This window comes from Streptomyces sp. SCA2-17 (assembly GCF_044336695.1).
In genome coordinates this window covers 230506-250547 of record NZ_CP117521.1, presented here as the reverse complement: position 1 = coordinate 250547, position 20042 = coordinate 230506, and the positions used below count along the sequence as shown (strand labels likewise).

At 74.4% G+C, this 20042-nt stretch carries 18 protein-coding genes; 9 read left to right on the top strand and 9 right to left on the bottom strand.

Annotated features, from left to right (window positions below; genetic code table 11):
* Positions 1 to 64: 64 nt before the first annotated feature.
* A complete protein-coding gene (locus tag PS271_RS01130; RefSeq protein WP_398379242.1) occupies positions 65 to 1210 on the top strand; it encodes a PucR family transcriptional regulator in 1146 nt (381 codons plus the stop codon).
* Positions 1211 to 1337: 127 nt separating this feature from the next.
* Here PS271_RS01130 and PS271_RS01125 read toward each other — a convergent pair whose 3' ends face one another.
* Positions 1338 to 2789 (bottom strand): DUF1996 domain-containing protein, encoded by a 1452-nt coding sequence (locus tag PS271_RS01125; protein ID WP_495656743.1) that lies wholly within the window; start codon positions 2787 to 2789, stop codon positions 1338 to 1340.
* Positions 2790 to 2795: 6 nt separating this feature from the next.
* Positions 2796 to 3455, bottom strand: a complete 660-nt coding sequence (locus PS271_RS01120) for a DUF4142 domain-containing protein (protein ID WP_398379239.1) — start codon at positions 3453 to 3455, stop codon at positions 2796 to 2798.
* Between the two features lie 371 nt (positions 3456 to 3826).
* On the opposite strand from PS271_RS01120, the gene PS271_RS01115 reads away from it, so the two are divergent.
* The gene (locus PS271_RS01115; RefSeq protein ID WP_398379238.1) at positions 3827 to 4327 is read left to right on the top strand and encodes a hypothetical protein; all 501 of its coding nucleotides are present in this window, start codon (positions 3827 to 3829) and stop codon (positions 4325 to 4327) included.
* A 34-nt stretch (positions 4328 to 4361) separates the two neighbouring features.
* Here PS271_RS01115 and PS271_RS01110 read toward each other — a convergent pair whose 3' ends face one another.
* Positions 4362 to 5168 (bottom strand): endonuclease/exonuclease/phosphatase family protein, encoded by an 807-nt coding sequence (locus PS271_RS01110; protein WP_398379236.1) that lies wholly within the window; start codon positions 5166 to 5168, stop codon positions 4362 to 4364.
* Positions 5169 to 5388: 220 nt separating this feature from the next.
* Between PS271_RS01110 and PS271_RS01105 the strand changes: the two genes are divergently transcribed.
* The gene (locus tag PS271_RS01105) at positions 5389 to 6177 is read left to right on the top strand and encodes an alpha/beta fold hydrolase (protein WP_398379234.1); all 789 of its coding nucleotides are present in this window, start codon (positions 5389 to 5391) and stop codon (positions 6175 to 6177) included.
* A gap of 20 nt (positions 6178 to 6197) precedes the next feature.
* Here the strand turns inward: PS271_RS01105 and PS271_RS01100 are convergent, their stop codons facing one another.
* Positions 6198 to 7049, bottom strand: a complete 852-nt coding sequence (locus PS271_RS01100; protein ID WP_398379232.1) for a class I SAM-dependent methyltransferase — start codon at positions 7047 to 7049, stop codon at positions 6198 to 6200.
* Positions 7050 to 7160: 111 nt separating this feature from the next.
* Between PS271_RS01100 and PS271_RS01095 the strand changes: the two genes are divergently transcribed.
* Together PS271_RS01095 and PS271_RS01090 are read left to right on the top strand one after the other, a co-directional pair.
* Positions 7161 to 7730 carry a helix-turn-helix domain-containing protein gene (locus tag PS271_RS01095; RefSeq protein ID WP_398379230.1) on the top strand — a complete coding sequence of 190 codons (570 nt, stop codon included), beginning with the start codon at positions 7161 to 7163 and terminating at the stop codon, positions 7728 to 7730.
* Between the two features lie 88 nt (positions 7731 to 7818).
* The gene (locus PS271_RS01090; RefSeq protein WP_398379228.1) at positions 7819 to 9093 is read left to right on the top strand and encodes an MFS transporter; all 1275 of its coding nucleotides are present in this window, start codon (positions 7819 to 7821) and stop codon (positions 9091 to 9093) included.
* A gap of 48 nt (positions 9094 to 9141) precedes the next feature.
* On the opposite strand, the gene PS271_RS01085 is transcribed toward PS271_RS01090, so the two are convergent.
* Complete coding sequence (locus PS271_RS01085; RefSeq protein ID WP_398379226.1) at positions 9142 to 10131, bottom strand: ArsR family transcriptional regulator; 990 nt, start codon at positions 10129 to 10131, stop codon at positions 9142 to 9144.
* Positions 10132 to 10266: 135 nt separating this feature from the next.
* On the opposite strand from PS271_RS01085, the gene PS271_RS01080 reads away from it, so the two are divergent.
* Positions 10267 to 11508, top strand: coding sequence for an alpha/beta hydrolase (locus PS271_RS01080; protein ID WP_398379224.1), 1242 nt, complete (start codon positions 10267 to 10269; stop codon positions 11506 to 11508).
* Between the two features lie 62 nt (positions 11509 to 11570).
* On the opposite strand, the gene PS271_RS01075 is transcribed toward PS271_RS01080, so the two are convergent.
* Entirely contained in the window at positions 11571 to 13292 is a 1722-nt protein-coding gene (locus PS271_RS01075; protein ID WP_398379222.1) for a helix-turn-helix transcriptional regulator, read from the bottom strand.
* 243 nt (positions 13293 to 13535) lie between these two features.
* Between PS271_RS01075 and PS271_RS01070 the strand changes: the two genes are divergently transcribed.
* Positions 13536 to 14246 (top strand): esterase/lipase family protein, encoded by a 711-nt coding sequence (locus PS271_RS01070; RefSeq protein ID WP_398379220.1) that lies wholly within the window; start codon positions 13536 to 13538, stop codon positions 14244 to 14246.
* 47 nt (positions 14247 to 14293) lie between these two features.
* Here PS271_RS01070 and PS271_RS01065 read toward each other — a convergent pair whose 3' ends face one another.
* Positions 14294 to 15019: a VC0807 family protein gene (locus PS271_RS01065; protein WP_398379218.1), complete on the bottom strand. Its 726-nt coding sequence runs from the start codon at positions 15017 to 15019 to the stop codon at positions 14294 to 14296.
* A gap of 67 nt (positions 15020 to 15086) precedes the next feature.
* On the opposite strand from PS271_RS01065, the gene PS271_RS01060 reads away from it, so the two are divergent.
* Positions 15087 to 15926, top strand: coding sequence for a hypothetical protein (locus PS271_RS01060; RefSeq protein WP_398379216.1), 840 nt, complete (start codon positions 15087 to 15089; stop codon positions 15924 to 15926).
* A 114-nt stretch (positions 15927 to 16040) separates the two neighbouring features.
* Here the strand turns inward: PS271_RS01060 and PS271_RS01055 are convergent, their stop codons facing one another.
* Positions 16041 to 17597 (bottom strand): MFS transporter, encoded by a 1557-nt coding sequence (locus tag PS271_RS01055; protein ID WP_398379214.1) that lies wholly within the window; start codon positions 17595 to 17597, stop codon positions 16041 to 16043.
* Between the two features lie 124 nt (positions 17598 to 17721).
* On the opposite strand from PS271_RS01055, the gene PS271_RS01050 reads away from it, so the two are divergent.
* Positions 17722 to 18738, top strand: coding sequence for an Lrp/AsnC family transcriptional regulator (locus PS271_RS01050; RefSeq protein ID WP_398379212.1), 1017 nt, complete (start codon positions 17722 to 17724; stop codon positions 18736 to 18738).
* A gap of 256 nt (positions 18739 to 18994) precedes the next feature.
* Here the strand turns inward: PS271_RS01050 and PS271_RS01045 are convergent, their stop codons facing one another.
* Positions 18995 to 19987, bottom strand: coding sequence for a MurR/RpiR family transcriptional regulator (locus PS271_RS01045; protein ID WP_398379210.1), 993 nt, complete (start codon positions 19985 to 19987; stop codon positions 18995 to 18997).
* Between the last annotated feature and the right edge of the window lie 55 nt (positions 19988 to 20042).

The following is a 20042-nucleotide window of genomic DNA, read 5'->3' as shown; positions in this document are numbered from 1 at the left end:
GCCCGGCCCGCTCATTCCGGTTCCCCGGCCCTCGCGCCCGGTACGGAAGTCCGGAGGTAAGACGATGTGCGAAATCCTGAACCGCATCTGGTCACGGCCGCGCGGCGAGTGGACCCGGGTGGTGAGAAAAGAACTCCCCGCGGTCGCCGCCCAGGTGGTCGAAGAACTGCAGCGCAGCACACCGGCGTTCTCGGCGGTCTCCCGGCGCATCGGTACGGAAGCGGCGCGGACCGCCGTCGAGCAGGCGCTGCTGCTGACCCTCGGGCTGCGCCCCGCGCCGGACGCGGAGCACGCCCGCATACCGCAGCAGCGGCGAAAACCGGCCCGCGTCGTGACCCCCATGCCCGGCACCCGGGCGCGCCAGGCCCTCTTCGCCGCCCTCGCCGACGACCGGTGCATCCCCGCCGACGTGCTCGCCGAACTCGCCGCCCAGGCGGGCTGGCCGCTGCCGCGCCGCGTCCGGGCCGTCGTCCTCGCCGGCACCGGCACGGGTGACGCGCCGGTGCCCGCGCCCCACCTCGTGCCCCCGCCGTCCCCGCAGCTCACCTCCCAGCTCGCGGCGGCGCTCGGCCAGGGCCTGCCCGGCACGGTCGAGGCCGACCTGTGCCTGCTGATCCCCGACCCCGGACCGCGGTCACGCCCCGCGCTGGAGGCGGCCCTGGACGCGGCGCTCGGCGGCCGCCCGGCCGCCGTCGGCCACTCCGTGCCCGTCGCGGAGGCCGCGGCGTCGCTGCGCTGGGCGCGCCGGCTGCTGGGGCCCGGGGCGGCGGTGTGCGGCCCGGCCGAACGCATCGCCTTCGTCGACGACCACCTGTCCGACCTGCTGGTGCTTCAGGACGAGTCCCTGGCACGGGCCCTGTCGGCGCGCTGGCTGCGGCCCCTGGACGATCTCACCCCGCGGCAGAGCGAGCGCCTGGAAGTGACCCTCCTGGCCTGGCTGGAGAGCGGCGGCGCCCCGGAGGCGGCCCGCACGCTGAACGTGCACCCGCAGACCGTGCGCTACCGCCTCCGCCAGATCGAGAAGCTCTTCGGCCCCGCGATGCGCGAACCGCACAGCCGCTTCGAGCTGGAGCTCGCCCTGCGCAGCCGGCGGCTCATGGCCAGGGCCCGGCTGCTGCGCTCGCGGGCCCACGGTTCCGCCCGGGCCCTCGGCGCCGCCGTCCACCCCCTGGGAGCGGCGGGCAGGGCGGCCCGGGTCAACGGCCTGTGAGCGGTGGCGCGGCGCCGTTACGGCATGACATTACGACGGCCCCGAATCCGGCAATTCGGGGCCGTCGCCTTCCCGGCGCGGGGTGCAGTGGGGGGTGGGCGCACCCGCTCCGGGGGCTCGGGGAGGGTCAGCAGGTGCGGCCGGAGTTGATGCAGGACGCCGCCTTCGCCATCAGGGCGTCCGGCATCACGTTGATGAAGTCACCGTGGTCGGTGACGGGCTTGTGCAGCTGCTCGGGAAAGCTGTCCACGGCGAACGGGACACCCGCCGGCACGTCGTAGGCGATGCGCTGCACCAGCTGCGGGATCGCCCGGAAGCCGCGCGGGCACGAGCCGTCCGCGCGGGCGAAGGCGACGTGGGTGCGGTGGTTGGCGCTGTCGGTGCTGCGCCCGTCCCAGCAGTTCTGGAAGGCGAAGGTACGGACCACCTTCGAGCCGTTCGGGCAGATCGGGTATTTGTCCTTCAGCTGCCGGTTCTCGAAGCCGGTGCAACTCCACGAGGCATTCGCGTTGGCGAGTCCGTTCGTGAGTGCTTTGGCGTCTCCGGTGATGATGCGGAGGAATCGCGGCATCGCGGTCACTTTCGTCACCGGGCTGCCCCGGAACTGCAGGGTCACGGACGCGGGCCGCAGGATGGTCCCCATGTTCCCGTCGTTCCCGCCGCCGGGCGCTTTCGCGTCCGGCGCGGCCTTTCCGTTCAGGACGCGCAGCACCGGCCAGTAATGCGTCGACTTGTCCCCGTTGGCGCAGGTCGTGCCCGCGGCCGCGAGGCTCGCGTCGGTGGAAAAGGCGTCGGTGGATTTGTTGCCCACGTAATCGTGCATATGGTGCGCGCCGTTGCGCACCCCGGGCGTCACGATGACGTTGTCGGGGTTGAAGTGACCGTTCTCATTGCGTCCGCAAACGGTGGTGAAGGTGCCGGTCGACCCGGCCCGGCCGGTGGCGGGGGTGCGCTTCGCGGGGGCGTTCCTGATGTCGGCGAAGTCGGCGCGGGACGGGCCGCCCGGCATGCCCCGGTCGCCCAGCCGGGAGCTCAGGGGCCGGGAGGAGTCGTCGGCCGCGGCCGTGCTGACCTCGCTGGTGGTGCACCGGCTCAGCCCGGCGAGCCCGTCCGTGGCGGAACCGGTGTTCCCCGCGGAGCGCAGGGAGCCGGCGATGCTGCCTATGGTCTCCGTGCGCTGCCGCTGGAGGTCGCCGAGCACCGCGTCCGTGTCCCCGTCCGCGTCCGTGCTCATGTTCATGTCCGCCCCGCCGTGGCCGCCGGTGTCGTGGCCGGCCCCCGTCAGCCGCCCGTAGGCCTGCGCCACCTGGGCGTCGAGCCGGGACAGCCCCCGGGAGACGTCGGGCTGCGCCGCGGCGGGGACGTCCCGCAGCCGGTCGCCGACGTCGGGGCAGGAAACGGTCATGGCCGTCGCCGCCTGCCCGGCGCCCTGCTGCGTGCTTCTGCCGGCGTCCCGGGCGCTGCCGGCCGAGGCGTAGTCGGCGACGATCGCCGTACCGCCGCCGCCGAGCAGCAGCGCCGCGGCCGCGACCACCGCCCGGGTCCTCAGTTTCGAGCGTTTGTGGGCCTGTCGCATCATGTGGGGTCACTTCTTTTCGTTGTCGCCTGGGTGGGGGAAGTCGACGAGTCCGGTGTTCTCGAGGACGGTGATGTGGTCGAGGACGACGGTGTTGGCGCGCGTCGCCAGGGCCCGTACCAGCGCGTTGGAGGTGCGGTCGCGCACGAGGGCCACCAGGCCGAAGACCTTGCCGTGGGCCGTGCGCACGAGGTTCGCGAAGATCCGGTCGAAGGCCGCGCCCCGGGAGTTCTGCAACTGGTCCAGCCAGCCCTGCTGTTCGGCGCTCGGCCGCTCCGGCATGCTCACGCCCAGGGCGCGGCCGGTGTCCGCGGACCGCTGGTCGAGCTCGGTGTGGCCGTCCACGAGGTGCTCGCCGGCCATCCGCACGGCGTCCGTGGTGCCGCGCTCCAGGGCGAGCTTCCCCGCGGGCTTCTCCCAGAGCCCGGCGAGGCGGACCCGCCGGACGAAGTCCCGGTCCAGCGCCGTCAGCGGCCCCGACGGCGTCTGCCGGGTGCCCTCGCCGTCGTCGGTCCACGCGGTGCGCGCACTGGCCGACGCGGTCCCGGCGCCCCCGAAGAGGTACACGGGGATCAGCAGCGCCAGCAGGGTCGCGGCGAGGGAGAAGACGACGAGCCCGGTTCCGAGGGTCCGCTGGGAGGCGGGCGACAGCGCCCGCAAGGAGGACACGGGCCGCAGGGAGGACACGGACCGCAAGGGGCGTACGGATCGCAGGGGACGTACCGGTCGCATGGCACCTTCTTCGCTCGACTCGGCTGCCGGAACGCCCACGGACGCTAACCGCCGCGGAAGCGCGGCGGACGAGGATTCGCACCGGGTGACAAACCCCCGTTCCCGGCGCCCGCACGCTGCTACCGTTCCGCGCGCGCAGGGTGCTGCACGCCGTCCGGCCGCCCCGGGGCTCCGCCGCGGGCCGCGGCCGGAAAGCATCGGTATGCGCGATTGGCCTGATTCCTCTGTGTGGCGTTGCCGCGCGCCGCGCCTCCCGTGATGATCACCTCTCGTACCGGATCGATCACACAGAGGACTGGAGATCAGACGTGGCATTCCGCATAGCCGCCGTCCGCGCCCTCGCCGCCGCCACGGCGGCCGCAGCCCTGGGCCTCACCTTCGCGCAAGGCGCACAGGCGGCCTCCGCGCCGGAAGGGCCGGCCGTCGCCGCGGCAGCACCCGGCGGCGTCCGGACGCCCGCCGCGGACGAGAACCCCTTCCGCTGGATGGAGCTGGACGGCCTCCGGGCCGAGTACCGGTTCATGTGCCCGGCCGGGCACTGCGTGGGCTACTGGTCCCTGGCCCTCACTGAGGAGCGCGCCGCCCGCACGTACACGGGCGGCCGCTTCTTCGTCTACGCGCCGGCGACCGGCGACTTCGGGTTCTTCCTGGACACGGACATCGCCCGCCGCACGGTGGAGGACCCGCGGCAGGTGCGGCTGGTGGACAGCGACTTCCTGAAGTCGCACCCCAGGGTGGAGATCCGCTACGGCAACCCCGACCGGCCGGCGAAGGCCCGGGTCGTCGCCTCGGCGACGACCCTCATGTAGCGCTTAAAGCATGCGGCGCTTAAGCCTGTAGTGCTCACAGCTCGACGAGGGCCTGCACCGGAAGGTGGTCGCTCGGGAAGCGGCCGTCGAGGGAGTACGTGTTGATGCCGGCGTGCAGCGTACGGACGGACGGGGACGCCAGGATCCAGTCGATGCGGTCGCCGTCCGGGACCAGCGGCCGGTAGCCGTGGAACGTCGCGTACTGCGGGCCGCGCTCGGCGGCGGTGTCCCAGGTGTCGGCCAGGGCGCCGCCGCCGAGCAGCGCGTCGTAGACGGGGTTGCCGTGGGCCGGGACGTTGAAGTCGCCCGTGACGATGCGGGGGAGCGCCGGGTCCAGGCCCCGCAGCCGCTCGGCGATCAGCTCCGCGCTGCGCTCCCGCGCGTACTGGTGGGCGTGGTCGAGGTGGGTGTTGAGGAGGTAGAGCCCCACGCCGGTGTGCCGGTCCGTGAAGCGGATCCAGCTCGCCATCCGGACGACCGTGTTTCCCCAGGTCGCCGAGCCGATGAGGGACGGGGTGGCGGACAGCCAGAAGTGGTCGAACTCCTCCGGTGCGAGCCGCAGCGTGTCGTAGAAGACGGCCCCGAACTCGTCGTGGCTGCCGCCGTGCCGGCCCAGCCCGAGCCAGGCGTAGCGGGGGCCGAGATCCTCGGCGATGTCGCGCAGCTGCCGGTGCAGGCCCTCCTGGGTGCCCAGCAGGTGGGGCCTCTCGTGGCGCAGCAGCCGCCGCATCACGGGCCGGCGCTGCGACCACGGGTGGGGATCGGTCTCCGAGGCGTACCGCAGGTTGAACGTCATCACGCGCAGTCCCCACCGGTTCGGGTGCGGAACAGGGGCAGGCATGGCGCCTCCTGATCGGGAAGATCGGCCGGGAAGGTCCGGAACATCCCGGAGGATCCTCCCGGCACGCGGCCTCGCGGGCAAGGAGGAGAGCGGCACCGGTGGGGGGATCCCGTGACGCGGGTTACTGCGGCCCTGGCGCCGGTGGTGCTTACTGTGACCGACTCTTGGTGCTCATTGTGACTGCCCGTCACCAGCAGGAGCCTGCCGGAAGGATGCACCCATGCCGTACGCCGGGACCGCGGACGGGATCCGCATCGCCTACCAGACCGAGGGGGACGGGACCCCGCTCGTCCTGCTGGCGGGCCAGGCCAACAACCACCACTGGTGGGACGGCGTCCGCGGCGACTTCCGGGCCGCGCACCGCACCGTCACCCTCGACTACCGCGGTACGGGCGGGAGCGACAAGCCCGACGAGCCGTACAGCACCGAGGGGTTCGCGCAGGACGTGATCGCGGTACTCGACGCCCTCGGCGTCGAGCGCGCCCACGTCTACGGCACGTCCATGGGCGGGCGCGTCGCCCAGCAGCTCGCCGTCCGGCACCCGGACAGGATCCGCGCCCTGGTCCTCGGCTGTACGTCGCCGGGCGGCCCGTACGCCGTGGAGCGCGGTGCCGACGTCCGCAGGTCCCTGGCCCGGCCCGGGCCCGCGGCGGGGCAGGCGCTGCGCGCCTTGATGTACACCCCCGCCTGGCCCGCCGCCCACGACGGCCCCTCCCACGTGCTGGGCGATCCGGCCATGCCCGCGTACGCCCGGCGCCGGCACCTGGCCGCCAGCAACGGGCACGACACGTGGGACGCGCTGCCCGGCGTCTCCGCGCCCACGCTGGTGGTGCACGGCGGCGACGACCTCCTCAACCCCACCGCGAACGCCCGCCTCCTCGCGGACCGCATCCCGGGCGCCCGGCTGCACGTGATCCCCGGCGCGCGGCACGCCTACTTCGAGGAGTTCCGCGCGGTGGCGAGCCCGCTGGTGCTGGACTTCCTCGCGGAGTGCGACCGTAGCTCCTGAGGCGGGGACGGCGGCAGCGCTCAGTCCCGCGGGCGGCGGCCGAAGTGCACCGTCTTCGCGACCAGCAGGAACAGGTCGGGGCGGTGGTCGATTCCCGCGGGATCGGCCGGGTCGAGCAGCCGGTCCAGCGTCGCCACGTCCTCGGCGTCCAGCACCTCGGCGGCCATCCGGCGCTGCCGCTCCAGCATCTGCCGCAGGAACTGCCGCGTCCCCTCGTCCAGGGGAGCCGGCCGGTCCACGAGGAAGGTCCTGCTCCGCACCTCGGTCAGGCCGGCCGCCCGCAGCATCCCGGACCAGTTCTCGGTCACCGCCACGGACCCGGGCAGCTCCGCGCGCATCCGGGCGAAGCGGTCCGCCATCGCCGCATCCAGCCGGCTGTGCAGGTCCGGCCGCCCGAAGCCCGGGTCGCGGGGCAGGCACCGGGCCGGCAGCCCGCCCTCGACGACGGCCAGGACACCGCCGGGCGCGAGCAGCCCGGCGAGCCGGTCCAGGGCGCCCTGCTGGTCGCCGACGTGATGCACCACCTGCCCGGACCACACCAGGTCCGCGGTCCCCAGGCCGGCGAGGCCCTCCGGGAACTCCGCCGCCCGCGTCGCCAGCCGGACCCCGAGCCGCGCGGCGCGCTTCTCGGCCAGGGCCAGCAGCTCCGGGGAGCCGTCGACCGCGACGACCTCGGCCCGCGGGAACACCGACGCGAGCCGGCAGGCCGCGACCCCCGGGCCGCTGCCGACGTCCAGGATCCGCCCCGGAGCCGGAACCAGCCGCTCCAGCTCCTCGAACGCCTGCTGCACGTAGGGGCTGTGCGCCTCGCCCTCGAGCTCCAGCATGCCCGCCAGCGCGGTCCAGTCGAAGTCGTTCGTCTCGTGCGCCATCTCATCAGCTCCGTAGCGTCGGTGTTGCCTGTCGTATGCGTGCCCTGGCGCAGACTGTGCGGCCGGACCGGACTCCTTGACAAATCTTGTTGCTGTTTCTGCAATAGAGGGATGGAAGAAGTGCTCGCCGCCGTGGGGCCGCGGCTCCGGCGGCTCCGCCAGGAGCGCCAGTGCACCCTCGCCGCGCTGTCGGAGGCCACCGGGATCTCCGTCAGCACGCTGTCCCGGCTGGAGTCCGGGCAGCGGAAGCCGAGCCTGGAGCTGCTGCTGCCGATCGCGCACGCCCACCAGGTGCCCCTCGACGAGCTGGTCGGCGCGCCCCCGGTCGGCGACCCGAGGGTGCGCCTGAAGCCGGTCCGGCGCGGGGACTCGACCGTGGTGCCGCTGACCCAGCAGCCGGGCGGGCTCCAGGCCTTCAAGATGGTCATCGGCCCCACCCGCAGCACGCCCGAGCCGCGCACCCACGAGGGCTACGAGTGGATGTACGTGCTCAGCGGCCGGCTGCGGCTGGTGCTCGCCGACCACGACCTCGTGCTCCAGCCGGGAGAGGTCGCCGAGTTCGACACCCGGCTGCCGCACTGGTTCGGCTCCACCGGGGACGCGCCGGTGGAGGTCATCAGCGTGTTCGGCCCGCAGGGCGAGCGCATGCACGTACGCGCCCGGCCGGCGGAAGGGACCTGACACTCGTTCGAAAATCCTCTTGCCGCAGGCTGACCTCCGTGGCGATGTTGTGGGCTGCCGCCCTCGTGCCCATCCCCGGAGACCTCCCGTGCCCGAAGCTCCTCCCGCCGCCCGGCCCGCGCAGCGCACCCGCTACCTCGCCGACCTCACCCCCCTGCGCCGCTCCGCGGACTTCCGCCGCCTGTGGGCCGGGAACACCGTGTCCTGGGTGGGCCAGCAGATGACCGCCCTCGCGGTCTCCTTGCAGGTCTACGCGATCACCGGCTCCACGTTCTCCGTGGGCCTGGTCGGCCTGTGCTCCCTCGTCCCGCTGATAGCCGCCGGCCTGTACGGCGGGGCCGTCGCCGACACCGTCGACCGCCGGACCCTCGGCCTGGCCAGCGCGTCCGGCGCCACGCTGCTGTCCGTCGTACTGGCCGGCGCCGCGCTGCTCGACCTGCGGCAGGTGTGGCTGCTCTACACCGTCGTCGCCCTGCAGTCCGTCTGCTTCGCCATGAACAGCCCCGCCCGCAGCGCGATGATCCCGAAGCTGCTGCCCCCGGAGCAGCTTCCCGCGGCGAACGCCCTGACCTCCCTGACCACCAACCTCGGCCTCATGGGCGGCCCCATGCTCGGCGGCGCCGTCGTCGGCCTCTGGGGGTTCCAGGCCGCCTACCTGCTCGACGTGGTCTCCTTCGCCTTCGCCCTGTACGCGATGTGGCGCCTGCCCTCCATGCGCCCCGAGAAGGACGGCGGCCGGCCGGGGCAGGGCCGCGCCTCCGTACGGGGCGGCCTGCGCTTCCTCGTCACCCGGCCCAACCTGCGCATCACCTTCCTCGCCGACCTGGCGGCCATGGTCCTGGCCCAGCCCAGGGCGCTCTTCCCGGCCATAGCCGGGCTCTGGTACGGCGGCGACACGAAGACCGTCGGCCTGCTCGTCGCCGCGCCCGCCGTCGGGGCGGTGCTGGGCGGCCTGTTCTCCGGCTGGCTCGGCCGCATCCACCGGCACGGGCTCGCCGTGCTGCTCTCCGTCGGCGCCTGGGGCGCCGCCGTCACCGTCTTCGGCCTGAGCCGCAACCTCTGGCTCGGCCTGCTCTTCCTCGGAGTCGCCGGGTGCGCCGACAGCATCTCGGCGGTCTTCCGCACCACGATGCTCCAGGCCGCCACGCCCGACGACATGCGGGGCCGGCTCCAGGGCGTCTTCATCGTCGTGGTCGCGGGCGGGCCGCGACTGGGCGACTTCCTCGCGGGCTCCGCCGCGGACCTCGCCTCACCGGCCTGGGCGGTCGCCGGCGGCGGCCTCGCCTGCGTGGCCGCGACGGCACTCATCGCGGCCCGGTGGCGCAACTTCGCCCGCTACGACGCGCGCTCGCCGCAACCGTAGGCGCGCCGGGCGTGGCCCCGCGTCGGGAGGCGTTCAGGGAGGCCGCGGTCAGCCTCGTCCCCGTACCAGCAGGCTTCCCAGTTCCGTGCGGCGGTGCAGTACCGCTCTTCCCGCGCGCTCCGACGTGACCAGGCCCGCGCCGCGCAGTGCGGCCGCGTGGGCGGAGGCGGTGGCGTTGCTGACGCCGAGGCGGCGGGCCAGGCCGGTCGTGGTGTGTTCCTGCGCCAGCGCGGTCAGGGCGTCGACGCGGGTCCGTCCGAGCACCTCGGCCAGGGCCCCGTCCCTGTCACCCGCCCCCTCCGGGGAGAGCGGCAGCCCCGGGCCCGCCGCGTAGCTCAGGACCAGGGGGCGGCCGGGCAGGTCAGCGATGAGCGGGTGGCCGGTCCAGTGGAACGCGGGCAGGAGCAGCACGCCCCGGCCGTGCAGCGCGAGCTCCCGCTCGCCGGGTGCCGCGAGCTCCCAGACGTCCCCGCGCAGCCGGCTGCCGGGGACGAGCGCGGTGAGGGCCGCGCCGACGCCGTGCTCGGCGACGGCCAGGGCGTACCGGGTGAACTCCGCCCGGTGCAGGTCCTGCACGAGGGGCCATACGGGCCGCACGGCCGTCTCGAAGGCCGCCTGCTGGGCGCGCCGGAGCACCTGCCAGGCACCGGCGTCGCCCCGGTGCAGGTCGCGGATCCACGGCGGGGGCGGCGCCGGGTGCCCGGCGTACACGCGCTCCAGTTCCGCGCGGACCAGGCCGGGGGGAGCGCCCCGTACGGCATCCAGGCCGCCCTCCAGGCCGTCATCCGGCGCGCCGCCGGCCTCGTCGCCGAACTCGTCGAGGAAGAGGGGCGCCCCGGCCGGGGTGACCAGGTCCCCCAGGGGCTCCACCGCGGCCGGCAGGGAGCGGAGCAGCCGCTGCCGCCAGCGGCCGAAGAGCAGGTGGTCGTCGCCGCGGAACAGCATCATGAAGGCCGTGTTGAGCGCCTGGAGCGGCACGGGCCGCGGCGCGAACCGGACCCGCGCGAAGTCGCCGGCCGAGAAACGGATCCGTATCACTGCACTCCTACCCGCACGGCGCCATCGTTTCGGGCAGAGCCTGAACCTTCGACCCCAGCCTCCGCCGGGAACCAGCATGCAGGCCGTGCCCACGAGCACAAGCACCGAGATCACCACGCCTGCAAAGGGAGCCCCATGCTTCGTCGTCCAGCTGCTCGGCGGACCGTCGTCACCTCGGCCCTGGCCGCCACCGCCGGAGCCCTTCTCACCAGTGCCCCTGCCACCGCGCAGGCGCGACCGCGGACGACCGCGGACGGCGTCACCCTGCGCCTGCCGGCCCCTACGGGCCCGTACCGCACCGGGGCCGTCGCCCTCTACCTGGTCGACCGCTCGCGGCGCGACCCGCTGGAGCCGCGGATCCCCGTCCGCGAGGTGATGGCCACGGTGTTCTACCCGGCCCGCACCGTACGCGGCCGCCCCCGCGCACCGCAGATGACCGCGGGCGCCGCCGCGGACTTCGGCGCGGACGGCCGCAGGAGCCACCCGGAGCTCCCGGCGTCGGGCGTGAACTGGGCGGCCACCATGACCCAGTCCCGTACGGGCGCCCCCGCGGACGCCGCGCGCCGGCGGCCCGTCCTGCTGTACAGCCCGGGAGGCGGCGACCCGCGCACCATGGGCACCGGCGCCGCGGAGGAGCTGGCCGGTCATGGCTACGTCGTGGTGACCGTCGACCACCCGGGCGACGCCTGCGAAGTGGAGTTCCCCGTAGCCCTGACGGGCCGGGACACCGTCCGCCCGACGGTCCTGCGCTACGACCCGAGGACGGACCCGGCCCTCTTCCGCACGCTGATCGACACACGGGTCGCCGACCTCCGGTTCGTCCTGGACCGGCTGGAGGAACTGGCCGCAGGGCGGAACCCGGACGCGGCAGGACACCCCCTGCCCGAACACCTCGGCCGGGCGCTGGACCTGCGGAGCGTCGGCGCCTACGGGCACTCGGCGGGCGGTACGGCCGTGACGCAGGCGATGTACCAGGACCGGCGCATCGGCGCGGCGGTCAATCTGGAGGGCTACCTGGACCGCGCGCCGGAGACGCCCGGCGGGGAAGGCGAGCTGTACCCGGTCGCCCGGTACGGCACGGACCGGCCGCTGCTCCTGCTGGGCACGGACGGCTTCCAGGACCGCAAGGGCCTGGAGCACTCGTGGCCGGCCGTGCTCGCCCACTCCCGGGGACGCGCCTGCCGCCGGCAACTCGACCACGCCGCACACTGGGCCTTCACCGACTACGCCGCCCTGGTACCGCAGTTGCAGGCCGCCGGCCTGGTCACGGCGGCCGACCGCGCGAAGATGGTCGGCACGGCCGCACCGGCCGTCTCGGTACCGGCCGTGCGCCACCACCTGCGCGCGTTCTTCGCCCGGCACCTGCCGGCGCACTGAGCTGACCGGCGCACGAAGCCGAGCGGGCACGGCAGCGCGCAGGCAGCGGCGAGCCGCGCAGCTCACGGCTGATGCGCCGTCAGCGCGTGGACCAGCTCGACGCGGGAGCGGATCCCGAGCGCGGCGAAGACGTTGCGCAAGTGGTGGTCGACGGTCCGGTGGCTGACCGCGAGGAGGGCCGCGACCTCGCGGTTCGTGCGGCCCTCCGCGACGTGCCGGGCCACCCGCAGCTGCTGCGGGGTGAGCGAGGCCGCGGGCCGGGGCCGGTCGCCGGGTTCGGCCTGCCCGGCCGCGCGCATCTCGTCGCGGGCCCGCTCCGCCCAGACCCCCGCCCCGCACGCCTCGAAGAGCAGCATCGCGCCCCGCAGGTGCGCGCGGGCGTCGGCGGGCCGGCGCAGCCGCCGGAGCGCCATGCCGTACGCCAGCTTCGTACGGGCCTGGGCGAACTCGGAGCCCACGCGCTCCACCAGCGCCAGGGCCCGGCCGAAGCACGGGTCCGCGGCGGCGGGTGCCGCGGTGGCCGCCAGCACGGCCCGGCAGTGCAGGGCCGTGGCCCGGGAGGGCCGGTCGCCGGTCACCTCCGCCCACTCCTCCAGGGTCCGCAGGATCAGCCGCGCCTGCCGGCAGGCCCGCTTCCGCGCCGGGGAGGGGAGTTCGGCGACGGCGAGGGCGACGGCCTCCACGAAGGAGGGGATCACCCGCAGGCGCCACGCGAAGTGGTGGACCCCGGACTCCCCGAGGACCAGGGGGCGCAGCAGCTCGACGGCCGCCCGCGGCCGTTGCTGGGCGAGGTCCAGCCGGCCCAGGCTCCACGTGGCCAGCAGGGCGGGGACCATCAGGCCGTGGGCCTGCGCCGTGCCGAGCGCCCGCCGGGCGTGGTCGCGGCAGGCGGCGGCGTCCCCGCGTACCGCCGCGGCCATGGCGAGCGACCCGTGCAGCTGGGCCGCGGTGTTGTGGCGCCCGCCGGCGACGGCGGCCTGGAGGCCGCGCTCGGCGAGGGTCCCGGCGCGGACGTGGTTGTCGGCGACGAGCTCGACGAGCGCGAGCAGGCCGAGGAGCTCCGGCAACGCCCGCTGTCCTCCGGCCGCGCGGGCCAGGGCACGGCCGGCGAGGTCGCGCGCCTGCGGCACCTCGCCCAGCATCAGGGCGGCGCGGCAGGCCAGGACGGGCGTGGCCGGGTGTCCGTCGGCGGCGGCCGCGCCGCCGCGGGACGCCGCCCGGAGCGCGGGGACGGACCGGGCGTGATCGCAGCGCAGGGCGGCGGCGATGCCCCGGAAGTAGTCGCGCACCGCCTCGGGCGCGGCACCGTGGCCGCCGATGCGCAGGGCCGCGCCCGCGTACCCCGCGCCGTCACCGGCCGTCCAGCTCGCTTCCGCGGCGTACAGGAGCGCGGTGAGTTCGTCGTCGGGGCGGTCCGCGTGCCGGTACAGCGCGGCGGCGAGGTGCAGTGCTTCCCGCGCGTTGATCACCTCGCCCGCCCGCAAGGACTGGAGGCCGCGGGCCAGTTCGGTCTGCCCACGGGCGGTGGAGACGGCCTTCCGGCGGAGGGAGAGGGCGTGCAACGCCGCGGCGCGCCGGGGGAGTCCGGCCCGCCGGGCGTGGTCCGCGGCCGCGGCCAGGCGCCGGGCGCGGGCACCGTCGTCGTCCGCGCGCTCGCCGTCCGTACGCTCGGCGGCCCGCGCGAGCGCGGAGGCGCACCGGAGGTGCAGGCGCCGCGTCCGGCCCGCCGCGCCGGTTGTGCCTGCCGTGCCGGTGCGGCGGGAGCCGGGCTGGGGATCGCGCACGAGGGCTCCTCCTCGTTGCGGGGCGGGGCGGGGCGTGACTGGCTGAAGCGTGAGCAAGTGCAGGGCGTTGCCAGCAAGTTACCCGTAAGTAAAACCGTTGGGTAGGCCGCTGGGAGGGCCGGTCACCGCAAACGCTCCGACCACCCTGGTGATTTCGCCGATGCGCACCCCCCGGGCGGCGCTGCACGCTCTCTCCGCATCCGTTGCGCACCCCACTCACACCGGGAACACCGGGAGGACCGTATGCGAAGGATCATCAGCGCCCTGGCGCTGGCGGCGGCCGTGGCCGCCACCGTGACGGCGGGGCCGGCAGCCTCCGCCGAAGCGGCGCCCGCCGGAACCGTCTCCGCCCGAACCGCGCCCGCCCGCACGCCCGTCGTGTTCGTGCACGGCTACCTCAGCGGCGGCGTGACGTGGGACCCGGCGATCGCGGCGTTCCTGGCCGCCGGGTACCGGCCCGGCGACCTCTTCACCTACTCCTATGACTTCTTCGCCTCGAACGAGGCGAGCGCGCAGGGCCTCGCCGCCTTCGTCGCGAAGGTCAAGGCCGGCACCGGGGCGGACAAGGTCGACATCGTGAACCACTCCATGGGCGGCCTGGTCTCCCTCTGGTACGCGAAGGAGCTGGGCGGCACCGCGGACATCAAGCACATGGCCTCGCTGGCCGCGCCCCACCACGGCACGTACATCGCCGGGCTCTGCACCGTCCTGTCCGTCTCCTGCCAGGAGATGTCGCCCGGCTCCGCCTTCCTGAAGAGACTCGCGTCGGGCGACGAGACGCCCGGCGCCGTCGACTACCGCACCTGGTACTCGCCGTGCGACGGCGTGATCAACCCCTTCATGAGCACGCCGCTCGCGGGGGCGGTCAACACGCTGGTGCCCTGCGAGACGCACCTCGGATTCCTGACCGACGTCGGACTGCTGACGCAGGTGGCGTCCGCCCTCAAGGCCTGAGCGCCCCGGCCGTCGTGGCTGAGCACGGCCACGACGGCCGGCGCTGCTTACGCCATGCTCCGCGCGACGGGCGCGTCCTCCGCCGCCTCCGCGGCCGTCCGCGCGGCCTGCGCCGCGGCCGACCGGGCCCGCCCGCGCTTGCCCATCACCGTCGTCCAGCAGACCAGCGCCGCCACCACCACGAGCGGGAACAGGTTGTTCACCAGCACCATGGCCTTGGTCGGCAGCACGTACGTGAGCACCACGCGGATCGCCGCCTCCAGCAGGAAGCCGGCGCCCCACACCGACGTCAGCAGGTACTGCACGCGGCGGAAGCCGGGGTACTCCCACAGGCCGTTCCAGCGGGCCACGCCCTCGGGAGAGCCGTCCGTGCCGAACTTGCGGCCCAGGTAGAACATCGCCGGCCGGCGCATCGCCAGGCTGCCCAGGAAGGCCAGGCCCAGCAGGCCCGTGATCGCCGATTCCTTGATGAACATCAGCTCGGTGCTGTTGTACGCCACCGCGCTCAGCGCGCCGAGCAGCATCAGGGCCAGCATCATCATGCCGAACTCGTCGACCCGGCGCCTGATCGCCAGGTGCAGCAGCGTCTCGACGGCGGGCCACAGCGTGATCAGCAGCAGCGCTTTCACCTGGCTGACGCCGTGGTCGGTGAGCATCCCGTAGGTGACGAACGGCAGGATCACGCCGAACAGGATCGCCGGCCCCCAGTTCGTCAGCGCCTTGCCGCCGCCGCTTCTCTTGCCGCTCTCACCGGCGCCGTCCGCGTTCGTCATCCCCGCCCCGTTCATCTTTCTTGGTACCCACATGCATTTTTGATCTGTATCGCGTATGCTCACGATCGTGAGCGAGAGCGTAACAGGTCGTCAGGGCGGTGCAAGCGTCTCGCGCGGAGCCAACGTCGCCTTGGTGCCCTTCCTCTACGGAGTGGCGGGCCGTGAGGAACTGCCCGGCGTCGCGCTGGTGAAGCTGCTCACGGACGTGGGCCTCACCCCGGCCGCCGCCCGCTCCCTCATCGCCCGCATGCGCCGGGACGGCCTCATCACCGCGTCCCCCCGCGGCCGCGGCGCCGACTACCACCTCGCCGGCACCTTCCTGGAGTCCTTCCGCCAGGTCCGCCACGGCCGCCCCGAACCCCCGCCCTGGGACGGCTTCTTCCACGCCGTCTTCTACACCGTGCCGGAAGCGCGACGGGCCTACCGCGACCGGCTGCGCCGGGCCGCCTCCCTGGCCCGCTACGGCCTCATGCAGCCCGGTGTCCTCATCTCGCCGGCCGACCGCCGCGACCACCTGCTCGCCGAACTCGGCGGGCCCCCTGAGGAGGGGACCGTCTACTTCGGGCGCGTCGAACTCTCCACCGCCGACGCCGCCCAGGTCGCCCACCGCGCGTGGGAGCTCGCCGAGCTGGACCGCCGCTACCGCGAGCACACCGCGCGCCTCGTGGCCGCCGTCGACGAGCAACCGGTGCCGCCCGGGCCGAGCGCCGCCGCCCTCGCGGCCTACGCGCGGCTCTTCGGCGGCAGCCTGACGGACACCCTCAGGACCCCGCCCGGCCTGCCCCCCGAACTCCTCCCGGACGACTGGCCCCTGCCCGCCCTCCTGGCCGCGGTCGGCCGGACGTACGCGCACTTCGGCCCGCCGGTGATCGCGTACGTGGAAGGTGTCGTGGCCGGGGAGGAGTAACGGACCCGGAACGACGCACACGACCGGCGTCCGGGAAGCCTGTTCCCGTACGCCGGTCGTGTGCGTGGACGTCCGACCGTAGTGGGCCGTTACGGGGCCCGCAGGAGCCCCGGATCAGCCGCGGTTCGCCGTCATCGCCGGGGCCGGCTCGGCGGCCTGAGCGGCCTGCGGCGGCCGGGGTGCGGCCGGCTTCGCGGGGCGGCGGACCAGGGCGAGGGCCACCAGGCCGCCCAGGATTCCCAGCGCGCCGGAGACGAGGAACGTCTGGCGCAGCCCGGCCGCGAAGGCCTCGTGCACGAGCTGCCCGAGCAGCTCCCGCTGCGCGGGCGCCGCGTGGGCGACGATCGCGCCGGCCTGGCCGCCCGCCAGTGCGTCGGCGGTCGCGGAGGGGTCGGCGACGGCCCCCGCGCCGTGGTCGCGGACCGAGTCCGCCAGCCCGGCGTGGAAGACCACGCCCAGGACGGCGATGCCCAGGGCGTTCCCGAGCTGGCGCGCGGTGTTGACGGCGCCGCTGGCCATGCCGCCGCGCTCCGGTGCGACGGAGGCCATCGCCGCGGACGCCAGCGTGGGCGTGGCGATGCCGACGCCGATGCCGGTCACCGCGAGCCCCGGCACGAGCGCGGTCCACGTGGAGCCGGCGTCCACCATCGCCTGGAGGAACGCGCCCGCGCCGATCAGCAGCAGCCCGGCGCCGATGGTCCAGCGCGGCGAGACGTCGTGCAGGAAGCGCCCGGCCAGCGAGGCGACGACGAACGCCGCCGCACTCATGGGCAGGCACGTGAGGCCCGCGGCGACCGGCCCCATGCCGCGGACGGACTGCAGCCACAGCGAGGTGTAGGCGAGGTACGAGAACGCGGCGACGGACAGCAGCACCGCGGCCACCATGAGCCCCGAGAACGACGCCCCGCGGAACAGCGACAGGTCCAGCAGCGGCTGCTCGCGGCGCGTCTCGATCAGCAGGAACGCGATCAGCGCGACCGCGGCGAGCCCGAAGAGCCCGAGCGTGGCGCCCGACGTCCAGCCGTAGTCGTTGCCCTTGATCAGCGCGTACGTCGCGGCGCCCGCCGCCACGGTGAACGCCACCAGGCCGGGCAGGTCCACGCCGCGGCCCCGGCGCGGCGGCGCCGCGGCGACGAACCGCAGCGTCATCACGATGGCCAGCACGCTGATGGGCAGGTTCACGAAGAAGATCCAGCGCCAGTCCAGGTGCTCGGTCAGCAGACCGCCCATGATCGGGCCGGCCGCCGAGGCGGCCCCGCTGACCGCGCCCCACGCGCCGAACGCCACGCCGCGGTCCCTGCCGTGGTAGATGCTGCTGATCAGGGCCGTCGTGGTCGCGAGCATCGCGGCGCCGCCGATGCCCTGGACGCCGCGGAAGACGATCAGCGCCTGCGGGCCGGTCGCCAGCCCACAGGCCAGCGAGGCGAGGGCGAAGAGCACGAGGCCCGCCACGTACACCTGCCGGTGGCCGATCCGGTCCGCGAGGGAACCGACGCCCAGCAGCAGCGCGGCGAGCGCGAGCGCGTAGATGTCCATCACCCACTGCAAGTCCGCGAACGAGGTGCGCAGGCTCTCGGCCATGTCGGGGAGCGCCACGACGACGATCGTCACGTCCACGAGCAGCATGAACGTCCCCAGGCACACCGCGACGAGCGGCAGCCACTTTCGCATTTTCCCAACCTCCAGAGGGTTTGTTCGAGGAGACCGAAGGTCGCACCCGATGGCTTTTTCTCAGAACCCAGGGCGGGGGTGGTGGCGGAATCTGATGATGTGCCGCTGTGGAATGATGGAAACCATGAACGACAGGGAGCAACTGTTCGATCTTCTCGACCGGCGGCTCGTGCAGGCGCTGATGGTCGACGGCCGGGCCGCGTTCAGCCGGATCGCCGCCGTCCTCGGCACCACGGACCAGACGGTGATCCGCCGCTACCGGCGGCTGCGCGGCGCGGGGCTGCTCCGGGTGCTCGGCCTGCCCGAGGGCGAGCGCGTCGGCCTGTACGAGTCCAGGCTGCGCATCCAGTGCGTCCCGGGAGCGGCCGTGGCCATCGCCGATGCCCTGGCCCGCCGTCCGGACACGGGCTGGGTCAAGATCTTCTCGGGCGGTACGGAGGTGGGCTGCCTCGTCAGCTCGCGCACGCGTGAGGACCACGAGGCGCTCCTGCTCCGCAAGCTTCCGCGCACCCAGCAGGTCACGGGCGTCACGGCGCAGACCATGCTGCACGAGTACACCGCGGGCGGGGTCCGCTGGTTCGCCCGGGACGGGCTGACGCCGGAGCAGATCGCGGAGCTGACGCCGGCGTCGGTGCCGGCGGACGGGGAGGGCGGGGAGGCCGAGGACGTCGTCCGGCTCGACGACGCCGACCACGCGATGCTGGCCGTGCTCGCCCGGGACGGCAGGGCGGGCTACCCCGAGCTGGCCGCGGCGGCGGGCCGGTCGGAGTCCACGGTCCGGCGGCGCATCGAGTACTTGCGCGGGAGCGGCGCGCTCTCCTTCGACGTCGAGGTCCACTCCGTCCACCTCGGCTACGGGATCGAGGCGGGGATCTCCGCCACGGTCGCGCCGAGCGAGCTGGCGGCGGTCGGGCGGGCGCTGGCCGGGCACCCGCAGGTGCCGTTCGCCGCGGCCGTGACCGGCGCGGCCAACCTCGCCGCCACGGTGCTCTGCCGCGATCAGCGCGACCTGTACCGGTACATGACCGAGGGCATCGGCGCGCTGACGGCCGTGCACCGGCTGGAGGTCCTTCCGGTGCTCCGGCAGGTGAAGCGGGCGGGGCTGCTGAGCGACGGCAGCAGGCTCTACGACGCCACGTGAGTGTTTCCGGCGGCCCCGGTCCAGGGGTAGACCGGGACCGCCGGGGGTGTCCGAGGGGAGCGGAGCACCCGAATGGAACGCGCAGGGCCGATGAGGAGGGTCTCGTCCCTGGTGTTCGCCACTAGCGCCCCGGGTGCTCGCCGTCGCGAGCGCTGCAGGCCCGGGTGCCACACGAAGTAAATATATTTACTGCCCAGTAAGCAAGGGTATGAAAATTTTCATTCGCCCGAGAGGCGGTCTTCGTGGTCGTCGCGGGTCAGTCGTCGAGGAAGAAGTCGTGCTGCTCGGCCGCCTGCTCGTACTTCTCCAGCCGCAGCTGCGTGCGCTCCGGGTCGGCGTCGGCCATGGCCTGGAGGAGCGCCGCCGACAGGATCCCGGGCGCCGCGTACGAGTCGAAGACGAGCCGTGACCCGGTGCCGGCCGTGAGCGTCACGTCGGCCTCCCCGGCCAGGGGGCCCAGGCCCGTGTCCGTGATCAGTGCGACGCGCAGCCCCGTGCGGCGCGCGGCCCGCATCGCCGCGAGCATCTCCTTGGAGTGCCGCGGCATCGCGAACGCGAGCACCCACGTGCCGCCCGCCTCCCGGGACTGGAGCAGGGCGTCGTAGGCGACGCTGCCGCCGCGGGAGACCAGCCGCACGTCCGGGTGGATCCGCTTGGCCGCGTAGGCGAAGTACTCCGCCAGCGAGACGGAGATCCGCAGGCCGAGGATGGTCAGCGGGACGGAGCGGGCGAGATCGCGGCCGACCTCCAGCACCCGGTCGGTGTCCGTGAAGGAGCGGCGCAGGCTCTCCAGGTTGGTGATCTCGGCGTCCACGGCCGCCTGCAATTCGTTGCGGCGGTCCTCCTCGCGCGCGCCGGGCACGCCCGCGACCGCGCTCAGCGCGATGGGCTGCAGCGCCTCCCGCAGGGCGGGGTATCCGCTGAAGCCCACGGAGGCCGCGAAGCGGGTCACCGACGGCTGGCTCACGCCGACCCGCTCCGCGAGGTCCGTGATCGACAGGAACGCGGCCTCGGTGAGGTGGTCGGTGATGTACTGCGCGATGCGCCGCTGGCCCGGAGACAGCCGGTGAGCGCCGAACAGGGCCCGGACCCTGTCCGCAGGGGGCGCCTCCGCCGCCGGTGGCCGCTCGTCGCCGGGCTTTCCCGGGCGGCCCGGCGTGATCGCGGACGCCTGCGCGCGGGCCTGCTGCGACGCCTGGGCGCGTACCTGCTGGGACGCTTGCGAGCGTGCCTGCTGCCCTGATGGCACCGGTGCGCCTCCTTCCCGTACCGCTTCCGCTCAACATAGCGGATGGGCGCGACGG

Excerpts from the sequence above, each read along its gene's own strand:
- PS271_RS01125 (WP_495656743.1), bottom strand. The coding sequence starts at position 2,789 with ATGATGCGACAGGCCCACAAACGCTCGAAACTGAGGACCCGGGCGGTG.
- PS271_RS01065 (WP_398379218.1), bottom strand. The coding sequence starts at position 15,019 with ATGACGAACGCGGACGGCGCCGGTGAGAGCGGCAAGAGAAGCGGCGGC.
- PS271_RS01130 (WP_398379242.1), top strand. The coding sequence starts at position 65 with ATGTGCGAAATCCTGAACCGCATCTGGTCACGGCCGCGCGGCGAGTGG.
- PS271_RS01110 (WP_398379236.1), bottom strand. The coding sequence starts at position 5,168 with ATGCCTGCCCCTGTTCCGCACCCGAACCGGTGGGGACTGCGCGTGATG.
- PS271_RS01095 (WP_398379230.1), top strand. The coding sequence starts at position 7,161 with ATGGAAGAAGTGCTCGCCGCCGTGGGGCCGCGGCTCCGGCGGCTCCGC.
- PS271_RS01100 (WP_398379232.1), bottom strand. The coding sequence starts at position 7,049 with ATGGCGCACGAGACGAACGACTTCGACTGGACCGCGCTGGCGGGCATG.
- PS271_RS01055 (WP_398379214.1), bottom strand. The coding sequence starts at position 17,597 with ATGCGAAAGTGGCTGCCGCTCGTCGCGGTGTGCCTGGGGACGTTCATG.
- PS271_RS01070 (WP_398379220.1), top strand. The coding sequence starts at position 13,536 with ATGCGAAGGATCATCAGCGCCCTGGCGCTGGCGGCGGCCGTGGCCGCC.
- PS271_RS01050 (WP_398379212.1), top strand. The coding sequence starts at position 17,722 with ATGAACGACAGGGAGCAACTGTTCGATCTTCTCGACCGGCGGCTCGTG.
- PS271_RS01105 (WP_398379234.1), top strand. The coding sequence starts at position 5,389 with ATGCCGTACGCCGGGACCGCGGACGGGATCCGCATCGCCTACCAGACC.
- PS271_RS01080 (WP_398379224.1), top strand. The coding sequence starts at position 10,267 with ATGCTTCGTCGTCCAGCTGCTCGGCGGACCGTCGTCACCTCGGCCCTG.